The organism is Lysobacter ciconiae (assembly GCF_015209725.1).
Classification (GTDB): Bacteria; Pseudomonadota; Gammaproteobacteria; order Xanthomonadales; family Xanthomonadaceae; genus Novilysobacter; species Novilysobacter ciconiae.
In genome coordinates, this window is record NZ_CP063656.1 from 119,535 (window position 1) to 136,633 (window position 17,099).

Here is a 17,099-nt window from a genome sequence, read left to right on the forward strand (position 1 = left end):
ATGCGTACACACCCTGTTCTGGCGGCGACCGGCCCGCTCACCTCGTGGCTGCTGGCGATCGGACTGCTGCTGTCACCGGCAGCAGCGCTCGCGCAGTCCGGCGGCGCGGGCGGCACGGCGGCGGAGAAACCGGTAGTGGCCACCGGCACCGTGCCCGACGAGGCAACCCGGGCGGCGATCCTGCAGCGGCTGCGCGAGCTCTACGGCGCCAACCGGGTGGTCGACCGGATCGAGGTGGACGCGGTGATCGCCCCGCCCAACTGGAGCGACCGCGTGCTGGGCATGCTCGGTCCGGACCTCAAGCAAGTGTCCGGCGGCGAGCTGGCCATCGACGGCAACAGCGTGCGCATCAGCGGCCAGGTCGGCAACGAGGCCGCCCGGCAACAGGTGGCCAGCGCGATCGCGACGGGCGCGGGTCCAAGCTACGTGCTCAAGAACTCGCTGGTCGGCGGCGGTGGCAGCAAGCAGGACCTGCTCGACCAGACCCTGGCTGACCGCATCATCGAGTTCAAGAGCGGAAGCGCGACGCTGACCGACGGCGGTCGCGAGATCCTGGACGAGATGGCGGTGGCGCTGGAGAGCGTCGGCCAGCAGCAGGTCCAGGTGATCGGCCACACCGACAGCGTCGGCTCGCGCGAGTCCAACGTGGCCCTGAGCCTGCAGCGGGCGATCGCGGTGAAGGCCTACCTGGAGCAGCGTGGCGTCAGCGCCGACAACCTCAGCGTGCAGGGCTTCGGTCCCGACCGGCCGGTGGCCGACAACGACAGCGATGACGGCCGCGCCCGCAACCGCCGGATCGAATTCCGGGTGATGTAGCCGGACGCCAGCGCCAAACGGCTGGCCATTGTCCGCCGGCGCACTAGACTGGTGCGATGAGCATTCGACCCTTTCTGGAACACACCCCCCGGCTCGGCGCGCGCGTCTACGTCGACCCGGCCGCCACGGTGATCGGCAACGTCGTCCTGGAAGACGACGTCTCCATCTGGCCCGGCTGCGTGGTCCGCGGCGACGTCAACTCGATCCACATCGGCGCGCGCACCAACATCCAGGACGGCGCGATCATCCACGTCACCCACGAAGGGCCGTTTACGCGACCGGGCGGGTTTCCCACCGTGATCGCCAACGACGTGACCGTTGGCCACTCTGCCGTGATCCACGCGTGCCGGCTGGAGGAGTTCTGCCTGGTCGGCATGGGTGCGGTGGTGCTGGACGGGGCGACGGTGTCGCGCTTCGGCTTTGTCGGTGCCGGCGCGGTGGTCGCGCCGGGCAAGACCGTGGGCGAGGGCGAGCTGTGGCTCGGCAGTCCGGCGCGCTTCGTGCGCAAACTGTCGGAGCGCGAGCTGGAACAGCTGCGCCACAGCGCGCAGCACTACGTGCAGCTGAAGGATGCCTACCTGCAGATGGCCGCCAGCGCCTAGATTTCCAGGTTACGCAGGATATAGAACACCACCACGCCGATCATTGTGGTCACGCCTGCCCACATCATCACCGGTCCGGAGCGCGATTCGCGCCGGGTGAAACCGACGATCAGCATCACCAGACCGACCACGGTGATGAGCAAACCGCTTTTCAGGATCGGGTCCACGGTTCGTGCAGCCTCTTATGCCACGGTCGTCAAGCCGCTCTCGGCGCGCAGCTCGGCGTAGATCTCGTCGGTGCTCGGGCGAACGCCGTGCCAGACGTTGAAGCTCTCGGCGGCCTGTTCCACCAGCATGCCCAGGCCGTCCATCATCTGGTCGGCGCCACCGGCGCGCGCCCAGGCCAGGAAGCCGATCGACGCTTCGCCGTAGCCCAGGTCAACCACGTCGCCGCGCGGCGCGATCAGCGACTGCGGCAGCGGCAGCTCGCCGCCGTCGGCCGCGTGGCCGATCGAGGTGGCGTTGATGATCAGGTCGAACACGCCCTGGGTGTGCAGGTCGGCGAAGTTGCGCGGATGCACCCGCGCCGGATCGCCCAGCAGGTCGGCCAGCGCGTCGGTCCGGCTGTCGGTGCGGTTGACGATCATCAGGCCGGAGATGCCCGCATCCAGCAACGCCGGGGCGACGCCGTGGGCGACCCCGCCGGCACCGATCAGCAGCACCCGGCGGCCGCGCAGGTCCTGGCCATGGCGATCGGTGAGGTCACGCACCAGGCCGAGGCCGTCGGTGTTGTCGCCGGCCCAACCGGTGGCGGTGCGGGTCAGGGTATTGACCACGCCGCAGCGGCGCGCGCGGTCGCTGAGGCTCTCGCAGGCCGCGGCGGCACGCGCCTTGTGCGGCAGGGTCACGTTGGCGCCCTTGCCGCCGGCGGCCGCGAATTTAGCCAGCGCGTCGTCGAATTCCTCGGCGGTCGCGTCGATCAGGCCGTAGTCCATCGCGATCCCGGTCTGGCGCGCGAACGCGGCGTGGATCCGCGGCGACAGCGAATGCGCGACAGGGTGGCCGATCAGGGCGAATCGGGGAGTGGGCATGGGGACCTCGCTTGGACAATGGGTGGGGTGCCGGGGCAGGCGAAACCGTGTTGCGTAACTCCGCCTCCCCTTCTGCCGACCAGTCTACGGCCAGTCAGCGCCGCCCCGGGTGACCGCGCTCAGTCCTGCTCGCGCAGCCAGCGCGCGGCATCCAGCGCGAAGTAGGTCAGCACGCCATCGGCGCCGGCGCGCTTGATGCTGGTCAGCGCTTCCAGCACGCAGGCCCGCTCGTCCAGCCAGCCGTTGAGGATCGCCGCCTTCAGCATCGAGTACTCGCCGCTGACCTGATAGGCGAAGGTCGGCACGCCGAACTCCTCCTTCACCCGCCGCACGATGTCCACGTACGGCATGCCGGGCTTGACCATCACCATGTCGGCGCCTTCGGCCAGGTCCAGGCTGACCTCGTGCAGGGCCTCGTCGGTGTTGGCCGGGTCCATCTGGTAGGTTTTCTTGTCGGCCTTGCCCAGCGCGCTGGCGCTGCCGACCGCGTCGCGGAAGGGGCCATAGAACGCGCTGGCGTACTTGGCGCTGTAGGCCAGTATGCGGGTGTGGATGTAGCCCTCGACCTCCAGCGCGCCGCGGATCTCGCCGATGCGGCCGTCCATCATGTCGCTGGGGGCGACGATGTCCACGCCGGCGGCGGCGTGCGACAGCGCCTGCTTGACCAGCGCCTCCACGGTGAGGTCGTTGATGACGTAGCCGTAGTCATCCAGCAGGCCGTCCTGGCCGTGGCTGGTGTAGGGGTCAAGCGCCACGTCGGTGATCACACCGAGGTCCGGGAAGCGCCGCTTGAGCGCACGCACCGCGCGCTGGCACAGACCGTCCTCGTCCCAGGCGGCGGCCGCGTCCAGCGACTTGGCCTCCGGCGCGGTGACCGGGAACAGCGCCAGCGCGGGAATCCGCAACTCGCTGGCCTGCTCGGCGACACGCAGCAGTTCATCGATCGACAAACGCTCCACGCCGGGCATGGACGGGATCGCCTCGCGGCCCTCCAGCTCGTGGACGAAGACCGGATAGATCAGGTCGTTGCTGGTGAGGACCGTCTCGCGCATCAGGCGACGGGAGAATTCATCGCGGCGCATCCGCCGCGGACGCACGTAGGGATAGCTGCTCATGCCGCCCATTCTACGACGGCCGGTCGCGCCGGGCTGTTCCGGAAGAGCGCTCCTGAACGCGCGCTCAGGAACGTGCCGGTCGGCGCGGGCCGCGGATCAGATGATGCCGCCGCCGATGCTGAGCCGGAACACCGCCACCGCGATCACGATGCCGTTGAGGATCAGCCCGGCCTTGGCCCGGCCACGGCTTTCCGCGCGCGTGAGCATGATGCCGATGGCCGCGACGATCGCGCCCACGGCGGCGAACGGGATCAGGAACCAGTTGCCCCAACCCAGCAACGGAATCAGCGCGATCACCATCCAGATCATCGCCACGATGCCCCACAGCAGGCTGATCAGTCCCATCTTCGTGTCTCCTTCGGGCGGCCGGTGGCCGCGATGCCGCCAATATCACCCGGCCGCGCGTTCCGGTCGAGCCTCATAGGTCATGCGAGCCGTCGATCTCCAGGGCCAGCTCGCCGCGGCAGACCTGCGCGTGCAGGATGATCCGCGCCACCGCCGGGTCCAGGCGCCGGTCCAGCAACCGGCTGACGTGGTCGAGCTCGGCGGTGTCGCGCACGTACACCTTCAGCCGCGAACCGGCACCGAAGCCCGCCGGCAAGCCGGGCCGGTGCTCGCGCGCGGCACCGATCAGGCTGGCGAAGTTGGCCAGGGTCTCATCAAGCTGGGTGGCGACCGAGTCGGCGTGCAGGGAGCGATGGCCGACGATCGCCGCCGTGCCCGACAGCAGCAGCGGCATCGCCGGGCTGGAGGGAAGCATCGCGCGGGCAAAACTCGGAGGTTGCGGGCCGTACTGGCGTGGGTAGCGCCAGGCGCTGATCTGGCGCGGATTCTCCAGCGGCCGCCCCGGCGTCTTGGACGCGAGCCAATAGACCTGCAACTGGCGGCAGCCGTCCAGGCGTCCGATGGCGGTCGCGGCCGGCAACCGGCCCGGCTCGTAGTCGCCCAGGCCGGCGGCGCGGCCGATGCAGAAACGCCGGTAGCGCTCCTCGTCGCCGTCGCCATCGGTGATCGCGTCCAGGTAGTTCCAGATCCGCAGCAGGTGCGGGTAGCCGCGCCCGGCGGTGAACGCGAGCAGGCGCTGGTAGGCGTCGCTCGCGGCCGCGCCGATGTCCTCGCCGTCCGGCTCGTCCAGTTGCAAGGCGCCGAACTGGAGATGACCGTCTTCGGCCCAGGCCACGCCGTCGGTGCGGCCATGGCTCACGGGGCCGTCGCTGCGCCAGACCTCCAGCGGGGCCGGTCCGTGCGGCTGCAGATTGACCCGCAGGTAGCGCGGATCGTCACTTGACGGTGTGGCGTCGCCGAAGCCGAATACCGCCAATACATGGGCATCGGCCAGCACGGAATCCAGCGTGTCGTCGCTGTAGCTGATGTCCAGTCCGGCGGCGGCAGGGGCGGTCAGGGCGATGCCCGTCATGCCGCGGTATCCCGAACGCAGAGGAATGCAAAAAAGTTCATGCCGGCCATGATAACCGGAGCCCTTGCGAGGGCTGCGTGGTTGCGCCCGGCGGCGGCATGCCGGATCGTTGCGCGATCCCATCCAATGGAAGTCCTTCGATGTCCGCACAAAGCCCCGCCGAGGCCGCCCTGGCCCAACTGCTGGTCGACAGTCTCAACCTGGAAGACGTGGTGCCCGCCGAGATCGATCCCGAAGCGCCCCTGTTCGGCGAGGGCCTGGGCCTGGATTCGATCGATGCGCTCGAACTGGCCCTGGCGATCAGCAAGGAGCACGGCTTCCAGCTGCGCTCCGACAACGAGGACAACCGCCGGGTGTTCGCGTCCCTGCGCTCGCTGTCGGCGCACGTCGAGCAGAACAAGGCCAGCTGACGCCCTGCCGCGCCAGCGCAGATGATGGGCATCGTGCTGCTGCGGGTCGTCCTCGCGGCGGCCTACCCGCTGCTGGCCCATCGCGCCAGCGTGGATGCCAACAACGCCCTGGCGATTGTGGCGTTGCTCGATCTGGTCCTGGTCGTGCTGCTGGAGCCGCTGCTGCGCGCCCGCACTTGGGCCTGGTTGCTGCTTGCGGTGGCCTGCGCCGGCCTGTGGGCGATGCGCGGCAGCGATGTGCCGGTGGTGCTGCTGCTGGGTCCGCCGGCGTTGTTCGCCGCGCTGATCTCCTGGTTCTTCGGCCGCAGCCTGCGCGCTGGGCGCGTGCCGGTGATCACGCGGATCGCGGCGGCGATGGAAGGCTGCCCGCCCGATGCACTGGAGCCGCGCCTGCTGCGTTACACCACGCGGCTGACCCTGGCCTGGGCGGCGCTGCTGGCCGTGCTGGCGCTGGCGGACAGCGCACTGGCGGTGATCGCGGTGCCCGATGGCGTGCTGGCCCGGCTGGGCTACCCGCCGCTCATCAGCGTGAGCCAGCAGGCCTGGTCGTGGTTCGCCAACCTGCTCGATTACGGGATCCTCGCGGTGTTCTTCGTCGGCGAGTACCTGCTGCGCAAGCGCTGGTTCCCGGATCCGCCGTATCGCAATTTCATCGACTTCCTGCGCCGCATGGGCCAGCTGGGACCGGGTTTCTGGCGGGACATGTTCCGCTGACGCGGTTCATCGCGCTGGCTTATCCTTGCCGGTCCGCAAGCCGCAGCGTGAAAACCTCCGTGGTCCCCGTGCCGTTCGTGATCGCCGCCGACCATCCCAGCCTGCCGGGCCATTTTCCCGGCCGCCCGGTGGTGCCCGGCGTGGTGATCCTGGACCGCGTGCTGGAGCTGATCGAGTCCCTGCACCCGGAAGTGGCCGGCGCGCCGCTGCGCCTGCCGCAGGTCAAGTTCCTGCAGCCGCTGCTGCCGGAGAAGACCGCGTTGATCGAGCTCGAGCTGCTGGGCGAAGCGGCACCGCTGCGCTGGCGCTTCCGCATCCTTCGCGACGACAGTCTGCTGGCCAGCGGCGAAGTGGCCGCGGGGTCGCCTTCGTGAGCGACAGCTGGGTGGAACGGCCCGAGGGCGGCAGCCGGCTTGCGTTCGGATTGATACGCACGATCGCCGAAGTGGTCGGGCGCGAGCCGACCCGGTTGCTGCTGTGGCCGATCACCGCGTACTACGTGCTCGCCCGCGGTCCGGAACGCCGGGCCTCGCGCGCTTACCTCAGCCGCGTACTGGGGCGGCCGGCGCGGTGGCGCGACGTGTTCCGCCACGTGCACGTGTTTTCCGCCACGATCCTGGACCGGGTGTTCCTGCTGGGCGGTCAGCTCGGCCAGTTCGACCTGCGCGTGGAAGGCGTGGAGCAGCTGCTGGAGCAGGTCGACCGCGGCCAGGGCGTGCTGATGTTCGGCTCCCACCTGGGCAGTTTCGAGGTGCTGAGGATGCTCGCCACCGAGCGCCCGCAGGTGCAGCTGCGGGTGGTGCTGGACGTCGGCCACAATCCGGCGTTAACCCAGTTGCTGGATGCGCTGAATCCGGGCGTCGCAAAGACCGTGATCGACGCCGGCCAGGACGGCCCTTCGCTGTTGCTGGCGATCAAGGACGCGACCGACGCCGGCGCGCTGGTGGCGATGCTGGTCGACCGGATCCAGCCCGGTAAACCGTCGTGCCCGGCGAACTTCCTGGGCGGGACCGCACACTTCCCCACCGCGCCCTGGCTGGTGGCCAGCGTGCTGAAAGTGCCGGTGCTGCTGGGTTTTGGCCTGTACCGCGGCGGTCGCCGTTACGATCTGCTGTTCGAGACGTTCGACCCGTGCATCCGCATCGAGCGCCGGCAGCGCCAGCAGGCCCTGCAGGGAGTCATTCAGCGTTACGCGGACCGCTTGCAGCACCATGCCCGCAACGCCCCTTACAACTGGTTCAATTTCTATGACTTCTGGCAACCCGAAGATGAAGCGATCGACCTGGCTCGCGCGCCTGACCCGGCTGGACCTGCGTTGGCTGGCGGCACCGTTGTTGCTGGCGAGCGCGCTGGCGGCGAGCGCGGCTGAGCCGGCGTCTGGCGAGGCGGCCAGCCCGGGCTGGATCCTCGGCAAGCTGGCCCAGCCGGCGCCGATGGCCACGCCGTTCGTGGAAGTGCGCGAGTCGCGGATGCTGAAAAACGCGCTGCGCCTGAGCGGCGAGTACCGTCGCCCGCAGGACGGCGTGCTGGTGCGCGCGGTGCGCGACCCCTACGTGGAGACCACCACCATCCACGCCGGGCAGGCGACCATCGAGCGCGCCGGCCGTGCGCCGCGGACGTTCTCGCTGGCGCGGGCCCCTGAGCTCGCCGGCCTGCAGGACAGCTTCGGAGCCCTGCTGTCGGGCGATCGCGCGGCGCTGGAAGCGCTGTACCGCCTGCGCAGTGAAGGCACCCGCCAGCAGTGGAGCCTGGAACTGACGCCGACCGCGGCGGAGCTCGCGCGCCGGCTGCAGACCATCACCCTGTACGGCCAGGACGCCGAGCTGCGCTGCATCGAGACCCGCATGGTCGATGAGCCCAAGCCGCAGCGCACCCTGCTGGCCAGCGCCGCGGAGGCCGCGCCGGCCGTGGTCGATGCCGACGGCCTGGCCCGCCTTTGCCATCAGGGCGTCGCCCCCCGATGAGTCCGCGTCGGCGCCTCTCGCTGGCCCTGGTGTGGCTGGCGCTGTTGCTGGTGGGCGGCTGGTGGATCAGCCAACAGCTGCAGCTCAGCGGCGACCTGCGCAAGTTCATGCCCGAGGCGCGCACGCCGGCGCAGAAGTTGCTGATCGACGAGCTCGGCGAGGGCCCCGGCTCACGCCTGCTGCTGCTGGCGGTCTCCGGCGACCGGCCCGAGGTGCTGGCCCGGCAGTCGGCCGCGATGGTCACTGCGCTGGCCGGCGATCCGGCCTTCAGCCTGGCCGCCAACGGCGGGGTGGCCGGCCTGGAGTCGATCCCCGAAGCGCTGCGTCCGTACCGCTACCTGCTCTCCACCACGCTGGATCACCAGCCGCTGGACGCCGCCTACCTGTCGGATCAGCTGGAAGCGCGGCTGCAGGACCTGGGCTCGCCCATGGCCGCGCTGGTCGAGCCGCTGCTGCCGGCCGATCCGACCCTGGAGGTGCTGGCACTGGCCGACACCTGGCAGCCCGCCACGGCGCCGCAGCAACTGCACGGGGTGTGGTTCGACCGCGAGGGCAGGCGCGCCCTGCTCGCGGTGCAGACCACCGCGGCCGGCTTCGATCCCGGCGGCCAGGAGGCGGCGCTGGCGAAGCTGCATGCGGCGTTCGACGCGGTCCGCGGCGACAGCAGCTCGCAATTGCTGGTCAGCGGCCCGGGCGCGTTCGCGGTCGAGGTCGGCGGACGCACCCAGCGGGAGGCCAGTTTCATCGGCAGCCTGGACGGCGTCATTTTCTCCCTGCTGCTGCTGATCGCCTACCGCAGCTGGCGGGTTCCGCTGTTGGCGGCGCTGCCGCTGGCCAGTGGCGGTTTGGCCGGCATGGCCGCCGTCGCGCTGGGCTTTGACGGCATCCACGGCATCACCGTGGCCTTCGGCTTCACCCTGATCGGGGTGGCGCAGGACTACCCGATCCACCTGATCAGCCACCAGCGCCCGGGGCTGTCGCCGTGGGACAACGCGCGCGCGCTGTGGCCGACGCTGGGTACCGGCGTGGTCGCGACCTGCATCGCCTACCTGACCTTCCTGATCTCCGGCGTGGACGGTTTGAAGCAGCTCGCGGTGTTCACCATCGCCGGCCTGGGCGTCGCCGCGCTGACCACGCGCTACCTGTTGCCGGGCCTGATCGACACCACCGAGAACGGCGGCAAGCCCTACGACGCGGCGTCCTCCTCGGCGATGGCCAAGGTGTGGGGCCATTTTTCGCGCTGGCCGCGGATGGGCGTGACCACTGGCGTCCTGCTGGGCGCGGCCGGCCTGGCGGTGATCTGGTTCGTGCCCGGGCCGTTCTGGCAGAACGACCTGTCGCGGCTGACCCCGGTGCCGGAGCACCTGCTGGTGCAGGACGGCCAGTTGCGCGCCGAGCTGGGCGCGCCGGACGTGCGCTACCTCATGGTCGTCCAGGGCGCCGACGCCGAGGCAGCGCTGCAGGCGTCCGAAGCGCTGCAGCCGGTGCTTGTGCAGATGCAATCGGAGGGGCTGCTGCAGGCGTTCGACCTTGCCTCGCGCTACCTGCCCAGCGCGGCCACCCAGCGCGCGCGCCAGGCACGGCTGCCGGATGCGCCGACCTTGCAGGCGGCGCTGGACGCGGCGGTGGCCGACAGTCCGTTCCGCAGCGATGTGTTCGCCCCGTTCCTGAGCGATGTCGCGGCCGCGCGCGCTGCGCCGCCGTTGACTGCGGCAGACCTTGCGGGCACGCCGCTGGCGGCGCGTGTTGACGGCCTGCTGTTGCGCAGCGACTCGCACGCCACCGCGCTGGTGGCGCTCACCGGGCTGGAGGATCCGGTCGCCGTGGCGTCATTGCTGGCGCCGCACGGAGCGCAGTTGCTCGACCTCAAGGACGCCTCCGAGTCGCTGGTGGCCGAGTACCGCACGCGCCTGCTGTGGGCACTCGCGCTGGCGGCGGTGCTGCTGGTGGCGACGATCTGGGTGGCCCTGCGCGACGTGCGCCGCACCTTGCGGGTGCTCGCGCCGATGGCGCTGGCGATCATCGTGCTGCTGGCGGTGCTGCGCGGCTTCGGCGTCGAGTTGAACCTGTTCCATCTGGTCGCGCTGATCCTGGCCTGCGGTCTGGGGCTGGACTACGGCCTGTTTTTCGACCACGCCGGCGACAGCCGCGAGGGCCAGTTGCGCGCCCTGCACGCGATCATCGTCTGCAGCCTGGCGACGCTGCTGGTGTTCGCGTTGCTGGCCACTTCCAGCATCCCGGTGCTGCAGGCGATCGGAAGCACCGTGGCGCTGGGGGTTATCTTCAACTTCGTGCTGGCGCTGCTGATCGTGCGTCAGCCGGCCGCGGAGTCCGGCGAAGGCGCGACGCCGGAGCCGATTGCCGAACACGGTGGCGCGGAGCTGCTCCAATGAGCGCGGACCTGCAGGCCATCGATGCCCAAGCCATTGCCAGCCTGATCCCGCACGCCGGCTCCATGAGCCTGTGGGACCGGGTGCTCGAGTGGGACGATGCCAGCATCCGCCTGAGCGCCGGGCGCCACCGCGACCCCGCGCACCCGCTGCGCAGCGGTGACCGGCTGCGCGCGGTGCACCTGTGCGAATACGGGGCGCAGGCGATGGCGGTGCACGGCGGCCTGCGCGCCAGCCGTGCCGGAGGCGTGGCCCGACCGGGGCTGCTGGTGGCCCTGCGCGGGGTGGCGTTGCATGTGGCCCGCATCGACGACCTGCCCGGCGCCCTGGAAGGCGAGGCACGCCTGCTGATCGACGGCGACAATGGCTGGCAGTACGAATTCCGCCTCCTGCACGCCGGCGCACTGCTGGCCGAGGGTCGCGCGGCGGTGATGCCCGCGCCGGCCACGCAGGCCGACTAGCCCGACCCCGCGACCGCGCCCGCGCCGGCGCGATGGGCGACAATCGCCCGTTACAGGAGGTACGCCATGAGTTCATCCATTCCCCGGCGCGCGCTGGTGACCGGCGGCAGCGGCGACATCGGTGGCGCGATCTGCGCCCGCCTCGCCACCGACGGCATGCACGTGATCGTCCACGCCAACGCCAACCTGGCCCGCGCCGAGCAGGTGGTGGACGCGATCCATCACGAAGGCGGCAGCGCGCAGGCGGTCGCGTTCGACGTCGCCGATGGCGTGGCGACGCGCGCGGCGCTGGACGGTCTGCTCGCGGACGGCCCGATCGCGGTGCTCGTAAACAACGCCGGCATCCACGAGGACGGCCCGATGGCCGGGATGAGCGAGGAGCAGTGGCGGCGCGTGATCGATGTCTCCGTACACGGCTTCTTCAACGTCACCCAGCCGCTGCTGCTGCCGATGGCGCGCGGACGCTGGGGACGCATCGTCAGTGTGTCCTCGGTTGCCGCGGTGCTGGGCAACCGCGGCCAGGTCAACTATGCGGCGGCGAAGTCGGCCCTGCACGGCGCCAGCAAGTCGCTGGCCCGGGAGATGGCCAGTCGCGGCATCAGCGTCAACGTGGTCGCGCCGGGCGTGATCGAGGGACGCATGGCCGCCGACGCCTTCCCCGCCGACATGCTCAAGCAGATGGTGCCGGCGGGCCGTGCGGGGCGTCCGGACGAGGTCGCCGCGCTGGTGGGATTCCTGTGCTCGGACGCGGCGGGCTACATCAACGGCCAGGTGATCGGCATCAACGGCGGCATGGGCTGAGCCGGCTTCACCCCGCGTGCCGGCTGCCGGCCACATAATCGCAGCGCTGAACACCGGTTCCGGACGGTCCGGGCCGTATCGCAGGAGGAATGCCATCGTGCACGTCAAGACCGCATTGATCGTCTGTCTGGCCGTTGCGGCCAGTGGTTGCGCGACCACGTCGCGAACGATGCTCGGTCCCGCCCGGCCGGCCGTGGCGCCCGAGCAGGTACGCATCTATTACACCCCGCCGCCGGGCCGCTACGAGGAAATCGCGATGCTGAGCACGGCCAGCGGCGCACTGACCTACGGCGAGCAGAACAAGACCAACGAGGTCATGGGCAAGCTGCGCGCGTCCGCCGCCCAGGTCGGTGCCAACGGCGTGCTGTTCCAGGGCGCCGCGCAGGGCTACGGCGGCAGCAACGTCGGCATCGGCGTGGGCAGCAGCAGCTACGGCCGGCGCAGTTCGGTCGGCGGCGGTATCGGCGTCAACGTCAGCCCGTCGCCGACTCATGCCGCGGGTATCGCGATCTACGTCTTCGATCCACCGCCGATGGATTATCGGCCGACGGTGACGCCCGGCAGCCAGCCGCCGCGCAACTAGGTCGCAAGCGCCACGCCGGGAGTCGGTGACGCCATCTGGCCGGCGACCGCCAGGTCGTCGTCCAGGCCGTACCAGACCGGCGGCAGCAGGCCGATCGTGCGGTCGGCGACCGTGAAATCCGCGGGGCCGATCGCGGCCAACGTCGGGTGCTGGCGGTTGGCCTGCCGCGCCATTTCAGCGGCGAGCACTTCCATGCGCACAACGTTGGCGCCGATGCGGTCGTACAGTTCCGCGTCATCCGGGCTGTCCAGCAACGCCCCGTTGAGATCGCGGAACCAGCCGATCGCCGACTGGTCCAGCTCGCGACCGTCCGGCGGGACATAGCCGGCGGCGGCATTGGCCTCACCCCAGCTACGCAGCAGCGACTGCATCGTCTTGTTGAGCGCGGTCGCACGCTCCAGCGGCTTGCGCAGCCGGCCCAGCAGGGACAGGTCGGTGATCCTGCCCGCGGTATACAGCGGCGCCAGCACCGACCAGTAATACGTGTAGTCCCAGACCACCTTGAGCGGCATCACCAGCGCATCGCCAAACAGCGGGTACTGGTCCTGGTACAGGCTCATGGTGTTGTCGAAGAAGGAGAACAGCAGCTGCTGGTAGAGCTCGGCATGGGCGCCGATGCGCGCGCCGGCGCGGTCCTTTTCGATCAGCTCGCAGATGTAGCCGTTGCTGATCGCGATGAAGTCACTGCCCGGCGAGTAGAACGGGTCCAGGAAGAGCCCGGCCTCGCCGGTGATCGCCCAGCGATCGGCCGAGAACACCTGCTCGCAGTCGTGGCTGAAATGGCGCAGAAAGCGGAAGTCGCGCACCGCGTGCTCTGGCGCGTCGAGCGCCTGGGCGACGCGGGGCTGGTGCTTGTGCAGCCAGGCCATCGCCTTGTCGTGGCTATTGATGGTTTCCAGCGGGTGCATCTGCGCGTCGCAGACGATGCCCAGCGAGTGCACGTCCGACGCCAGCGGAATCATCCAGAACCAGTAGCCGGGGCCGCACAGGTGGTTGGTCGAGCGCCAGCGCTCGGGCGGCTGGCAGCGCTGCATCCAGTCGCTATCGGACGACCAGCTGCCCGGATCCAGGCGCCCCTCCACCCGCCACCACGCCGCGTTGGCATCGTGCGGATGGGTCTTGGCCAGACCGAGCTTGCGCTTGAGCAGGGCGGCGCGGCCGCTGGCATCAACCACCCAGCGCGCCGTCGACACCGACTCCACGCCGTCCTGCACGTGGCGGACCTCATGCGCGGCGTCGCTGCCGGGTGCCGCCAGCTCGACGCCCAGGACCTTGCAGCCGTGGCGGAAGTCGACCCCCAGCGAGGCCGCGTGCTCGCCGAGGAAATTCTCGAAGCGCCCGCGATCGAGTTGCCAGGACATCATCGGCAGCGCCTCGCGCACGCCGACCTCGGTCGTGGCGTCCAGATCGTCGCGCCCGTCGCTGAAGAAGAAGCGGAAACCGAACTTGCGGATCTGGCGGCTGTCGAGGTGCTCGCGCAGCCCGAGTACGGTGCTGAAGTAGTGCGCGCCGATCTCGACCGTCGACTCGCCGACCTTGAACGCTGCCTCCGGCGCCGGGTGCGTGTTGCGCTCCAGCACGGTGACGGCGATCGCCGGGTCGCGCCGCTTCAGTTCGATCGCCAGGCTCAGTCCTGCCAGTCCGCCGCCGAGGATCAGTACATCGATGTTCGCGTGCGGGTCTGGCATGGGCTCAGCTCTTGGAGGCGTGGGGTCGGGCGACGCGCAGGGAGTCGAAGTCCCCGGCCGGATCGTGGATCAGCGCCGGGTTGGCGCGGATCTGGCGGAGGATCGCCGGCATGCGCCGGGTGTCCCAGCACTGGCCGACGACGTGGCTGGTGATGCGGGTGAAGTCGCGCAGCGGGCGGAAGTGGCTGCGCCGGAACTGCACGGCGGTGTCATCCGCCGCGCCGGGCGCGGATGCAGCGGCCGCGTAGCGCGACTCGATCGGCACCGACACGCATCGGGTGCCCAGCATGCGGGCCGCGGAGATCAGGATCTGCGCCTCGAACACGAAATCCTCGCCGGGCACGTCGTCCAGCGCGGCGACCTCGGCCGGGTACAGGCGCTGCCCGCTCTGGGTATCGGCGATCTGGTAGCCGGTGCCCCAGGCGATGCCCCAGTCGGCGAAGGCGTTGGCGGCGCGCCGGTAGCGCGGCTGTTGCGAGCGCCGGCGCAGGCGCGCGCCGATGACGATGTGGCCGGGGTAGAGGTTGCCGGCCTCGAGCAGGCGCGGGATGTCGTCGGCCAGGTGCTGGCCGTCGCCGTCCATGGTCAGCACCGCGCTGGCACCGGCGGAAAGCGCGGCCTGGAACCCGCGGCGCAGGCTGGCGCCCTTGCCCAGCCGTTGCCGGTTGCGCAGCACGGTCACCGGCAGCGCGGCAATCCGTTCCACGGTGTCGTCGTCGGAACCGTCGTCGACCACGATCACGTTGCTGCATTGGCGCAGCGCGCCCGCCACGACGTCGCGGATGCGCAGCGCCTCGTTGAGCGCCGGAATCACGACCACGATGTTGTCCCGATGGAGGCGATCAGCCACGGCGTTGCGCTCCGGTTTCCTGCAGCGACGGCTCATGCAGCGACGGCTCATGCAGCGACAGCTGGAGTATCCGCCCGGCGCCGGCGGAAAGGGTGGTGTGCCGGTCACCGGACGCGAGCGCGTCGAACAGCCCCAGCATCGGTGCCATCGCGTTGCCCGGATCACGCGCCGCCAGCGGTCCGGCGGCGGCCGGCGCCTCGCCGTCGGCCAGCGTGGCCGCCAGCCGCATAGCGCCGGCGCGCTCGCTGCGTGACAGCACCAGCGCGCCGCCGAGCAGGCCCGCGCTGGGGGAGATTTTCGCCAGCGGGCCGACCGACGATCCGTCGTAGGCGACCAGCAATACCGCCGGCACGCCGGTCGCCAGCTGCACCAGTGCCTCCAGCAGCCCTTGCGCAAACGTCGCCTGGTAGGCGCTGATCGCGGTGGTGGCCGCGGTCGCGCCGGTACCGATACTCCAGTAGCCGGCGGCGGCGTTGTGGACCGAATTGTGGAAGCGGGTCGGCGAGATCGTTTCCGGCTGGTCGGCCAGGGTCGCGCACATGTAGTCGGTGATCGCCAGCTCGCCGTGGGTGGAGGCGAACACCGACGGCAGCGAGGCCGGGTCGCGACCGGCGGCCTCGCACGCGGCCAGCGCCACCTCCAGCGCGACGGCGACGGTGCCCGGCGCGCGGCGGCGCTCGTTGGGCGCCAGCAACTGCGGCGAGGGACGCGCCGGTGGCGCTTCGGGCAAGCGGCCATCGCGGACAAAGTCGCGCGCACTGTCCCAGCCCGGCAGTCCCGTGGCCCAGAAACCCACGCCTTCGATGGTGGCGACCAGCGCGCTCACGCAGACACCCCGAACACCAGCGAGGCGTTGTTGCCACCGAAACCGAAGGAGTTGGTCATCGCCACCTGGATCGACGCCTGCGCGTTGTCGAAACGGATCTGCGGTCCGCAGGCGGGATCCGGCGTGGCGCTGTTGAGGATGCCGGGAAGCGTGCCGTGCTGGAGCGCGATCAGGCAGAACACCGCCTCCACGATGCCCGCCGCGCCCAGGGTGTGTCCGGTCCAGCCCTTGGTCGAGCTGGCGTGCAACCGGGCCGGGAACAGGCTGGCCACCGCGGCTGCCTCGATGCGGTCGTTGGCGGGGGTCGAGGTGCCGTGCAGGTTGAGGTAATCGACGTCTTCCGGGGCGATCCCTGCGCGCGCCAGTGCCTCGTTCATGGCCTGCAACGCGCCCAGCCCTTGCGGGTGGGGCGAGGACATGTGGTGGGCGTCGCTGGATTCGCCGTAGCCGAGCAGGCGCAGCGACCGGTTATCCGCCGGCACACGCTCCAGCAGGGCGAATCCGCCGGCCTCGCCCAGCGACAGACCGTCGCGGTCGGCATCGAAGGGTCGACACGGCTGCGCGGAGACCAGTTGCAGCGAGTTGAAGCCGTACAGGACGCTGCCGCACAGGGTGTCCACGCCGCCGACCAGGGCCGCATCGACCACGCCGGCCTCGATCAGCCGCGCCGCCTGGGCGAACACCTTGGCGCTGGAGGAGCAGGCCGTGGCCACGGTGATGCACGGCCCGCGCGCGCCGCTGACCTGCTGCACGAAGTCGCCCAGCGAATGCACGGTGTGCACGATCGGACGCGCCAGTTCGGGCGGAAACGCGGGCGTGCCGTCCGCGTCGGGCTGCAGGTCGCGATAGGCCTCCTCGCTGGCACCGATGCTGGAGGTCGAGGTGCCGATCACCAGCGCGACGCGTTCCGCGCCGAGCCGGTCGACCGCATCGCGGACGGCGTCGAGCATGCCGTCCTGCTGCAGGGCCAGCCAGGCCAGGCGGTTGTTGCGGCACTCCCAGCGCGCGAACTGCGCCGGCAGCGGCGCGTCCTCGAGCCCGTCGACGCGGCCGATCCAGCACGGCAGCGGCACCCCATCGGCGTTGTCGGGGCCGAAATCGTTGGGTCGCAGGCCGCTGCGGCGCTCCAGCAGCGCCGCGTGCTGGGCCTGCACGCCACGACCGAGCGCCGTGGTCGCGCTCCACGCGCGCACGGCAAACGGCGGCATGGGCGGGGGATCGGGAATGGGGCGCGCGTCTGGCAAGCGGCTGTCCTGTTGGGCGAGGGACTTGGAAGCGGATCAGGCGGAGTATAGCCAGCGCAATGTGCAGCCAACGGCGGCCGCGATGCGACCGGACTAGACTGGCCCTCCTCCCGCTGTGCAGCCCGTGCGCCATGATCCGCCGCGTTTCCGCCGCTCCCGACGAACGTACCCGTCTTCCCTCGCGCTC

At 70.6% G+C, this 17,099-nt stretch carries 20 protein-coding genes; 11 read left to right on the forward strand and 9 right to left on the reverse strand.

All coding sequences use genetic code 11. From position 1 onward, the window contains the following. Both INQ41_RS00540 and INQ41_RS00545 read left to right on the forward strand, forming a co-directional pair. On the forward strand, positions 1–816 hold the full coding sequence (locus tag INQ41_RS00540) for an OmpA family protein (RefSeq protein ID WP_193985307.1): 816 nt from the start codon (positions 1–3) through the stop codon (positions 814–816). A 56-nt stretch (positions 817–872) separates the two neighbouring features. Next, complete coding sequence (locus tag INQ41_RS00545; RefSeq protein WP_193985308.1) at positions 873–1,418, forward strand: gamma carbonic anhydrase family protein; 546 nt, start codon at positions 873–875, stop codon at positions 1,416–1,418. Here the strand turns inward: INQ41_RS00545 and INQ41_RS00550 are convergent. The 5 genes from INQ41_RS00550 to INQ41_RS00570 form a co-directional block, all read right to left on the reverse strand. Further along, complete coding sequence (locus tag INQ41_RS00550; protein ID WP_193985311.1) at positions 1,415–1,585, reverse strand: hypothetical protein; 171 nt, start codon at positions 1,583–1,585, stop codon at positions 1,415–1,417. The two genes, INQ41_RS00545 and INQ41_RS00550, sit on opposite strands and share 4 nt — an antisense overlap. A 15-nt stretch (positions 1,586–1,600) precedes the next feature. Next, positions 1,601–2,449, reverse strand: a complete 849-nt coding sequence (aroE, locus tag INQ41_RS00555) for a shikimate dehydrogenase (RefSeq protein ID WP_193985313.1) — start codon at positions 2,447–2,449, stop codon at positions 1,601–1,603. 119 nt (positions 2,450–2,568) lie between these two features. Beyond that, positions 2,569–3,564 carry a porphobilinogen synthase gene (hemB, locus tag INQ41_RS00560; RefSeq protein WP_193985314.1) on the reverse strand — a complete coding sequence of 332 codons (996 nt, stop codon included), beginning with the start codon at positions 3,562–3,564 and terminating at the stop codon, positions 2,569–2,571. Between the two features lie 96 nt (positions 3,565–3,660). Then, positions 3,661–3,909 carry a hypothetical protein gene (locus tag INQ41_RS00565; RefSeq protein WP_193985316.1) on the reverse strand — a complete coding sequence of 83 codons (249 nt, stop codon included), beginning with the start codon at positions 3,907–3,909 and terminating at the stop codon, positions 3,661–3,663. 73 nt (positions 3,910–3,982) lie between these two features. Continuing rightward, on the reverse strand, positions 3,983–4,981 hold the full coding sequence (locus tag INQ41_RS00570) for a chorismate transformation enzyme, FkbO/Hyg5 family (RefSeq protein ID WP_343224927.1): 999 nt from the start codon (positions 4,979–4,981) through the stop codon (positions 3,983–3,985). A gap of 140 nt (positions 4,982–5,121) precedes the next feature. On the opposite strand from INQ41_RS00570, the gene INQ41_RS00575 reads away from it, so the two are divergent. The 9 genes from INQ41_RS00575 (at position 5,122) to INQ41_RS00615 (ending at position 12,304) form a co-directional block, all read left to right on the forward strand. Then, a complete protein-coding gene (locus INQ41_RS00575; protein WP_193985318.1) occupies positions 5,122–5,391 on the forward strand; it encodes a phosphopantetheine-binding protein in 270 nt (89 codons plus the stop codon). Positions 5,392–5,412: 21 nt separating this feature from the next. Continuing rightward, on the forward strand, positions 5,413–6,105 hold the full coding sequence (locus INQ41_RS00580) for a COG4648 family protein (protein ID WP_193985320.1): 693 nt from the start codon (positions 5,413–5,415) through the stop codon (positions 6,103–6,105). A gap of 68 nt (positions 6,106–6,173) precedes the next feature. Then, positions 6,174–6,479 (forward strand): hypothetical protein, encoded by a 306-nt coding sequence (locus INQ41_RS00585; RefSeq protein ID WP_193987121.1) that lies wholly within the window; start codon positions 6,174–6,176, stop codon positions 6,477–6,479. Beyond that, the gene (locus INQ41_RS00590; RefSeq protein ID WP_193985322.1) at positions 6,476–7,474 is read left to right on the forward strand and encodes an LpxL/LpxP family acyltransferase; all 999 of its coding nucleotides are present in this window, start codon (positions 6,476–6,478) and stop codon (positions 7,472–7,474) included. The genes INQ41_RS00585 and INQ41_RS00590 overlap by 4 nt, the downstream gene beginning before the upstream one ends. Continuing rightward, entirely contained in the window at positions 7,374–8,069 is a 696-nt protein-coding gene (locus tag INQ41_RS00595; protein ID WP_228076642.1) for a LolA-related protein, read from the forward strand. Before INQ41_RS00590 ends, INQ41_RS00595 begins: the two co-directional genes overlap by 101 nt. After that, a complete protein-coding gene (locus INQ41_RS00600; protein ID WP_193985323.1) occupies positions 8,066–10,462 on the forward strand; it encodes an MMPL family transporter in 2,397 nt (798 codons plus the stop codon). The genes INQ41_RS00595 and INQ41_RS00600 overlap by 4 nt, the downstream gene beginning before the upstream one ends. Further along, positions 10,459–10,920 (forward strand): phosphotransferase, encoded by a 462-nt coding sequence (locus INQ41_RS00605; RefSeq protein WP_193985325.1) that lies wholly within the window; start codon positions 10,459–10,461, stop codon positions 10,918–10,920. Before INQ41_RS00600 ends, INQ41_RS00605 begins: the two co-directional genes overlap by 4 nt. A gap of 66 nt (positions 10,921–10,986) precedes the next feature. Next, positions 10,987–11,721 (forward strand): 3-oxoacyl-ACP reductase FabG, encoded by a 735-nt coding sequence (fabG, locus tag INQ41_RS00610; protein ID WP_193985327.1) that lies wholly within the window; start codon positions 10,987–10,989, stop codon positions 11,719–11,721. Positions 11,722–11,818: 97 nt separating this feature from the next. Beyond that, the gene (locus tag INQ41_RS00615; RefSeq protein WP_193985329.1) at positions 11,819–12,304 is read left to right on the forward strand and encodes a hypothetical protein; all 486 of its coding nucleotides are present in this window, start codon (positions 11,819–11,821) and stop codon (positions 12,302–12,304) included. On the opposite strand, the gene INQ41_RS00620 is transcribed toward INQ41_RS00615, so the two are convergent. The 4 genes from INQ41_RS00620 to INQ41_RS00635 are packed head-to-tail and all read right to left on the reverse strand — an operon-like array spanning position 12,301 to position 16,876. Further along, positions 12,301–13,992 carry an NAD(P)/FAD-dependent oxidoreductase gene (locus tag INQ41_RS00620; RefSeq protein WP_193985331.1) on the reverse strand — a complete coding sequence of 564 codons (1,692 nt, stop codon included), beginning with the start codon at positions 13,990–13,992 and terminating at the stop codon, positions 12,301–12,303. The genes INQ41_RS00615 and INQ41_RS00620 overlap by 4 nt on opposite strands. A gap of 4 nt (positions 13,993–13,996) precedes the next feature. Beyond that, the gene (locus tag INQ41_RS00625; RefSeq protein WP_228076643.1) at positions 13,997–14,842 is read right to left on the reverse strand and encodes a glycosyltransferase family 2 protein; all 846 of its coding nucleotides are present in this window, start codon (positions 14,840–14,842) and stop codon (positions 13,997–13,999) included. Beyond that, positions 14,835–15,668 carry a beta-ketoacyl synthase chain length factor gene (locus INQ41_RS00630; RefSeq protein WP_228076644.1) on the reverse strand — a complete coding sequence of 278 codons (834 nt, stop codon included), beginning with the start codon at positions 15,666–15,668 and terminating at the stop codon, positions 14,835–14,837. The genes INQ41_RS00625 and INQ41_RS00630 overlap by 8 nt, the downstream gene beginning before the upstream one ends. Then, on the reverse strand, positions 15,665–16,876 hold the full coding sequence (locus INQ41_RS00635) for a beta-ketoacyl-[acyl-carrier-protein] synthase family protein (RefSeq protein ID WP_193985332.1): 1,212 nt from the start codon (positions 16,874–16,876) through the stop codon (positions 15,665–15,667). Before INQ41_RS00635 ends, INQ41_RS00630 begins: the two co-directional genes overlap by 4 nt. Between the last annotated feature and the right edge of the window lie 223 nt (positions 16,877–17,099).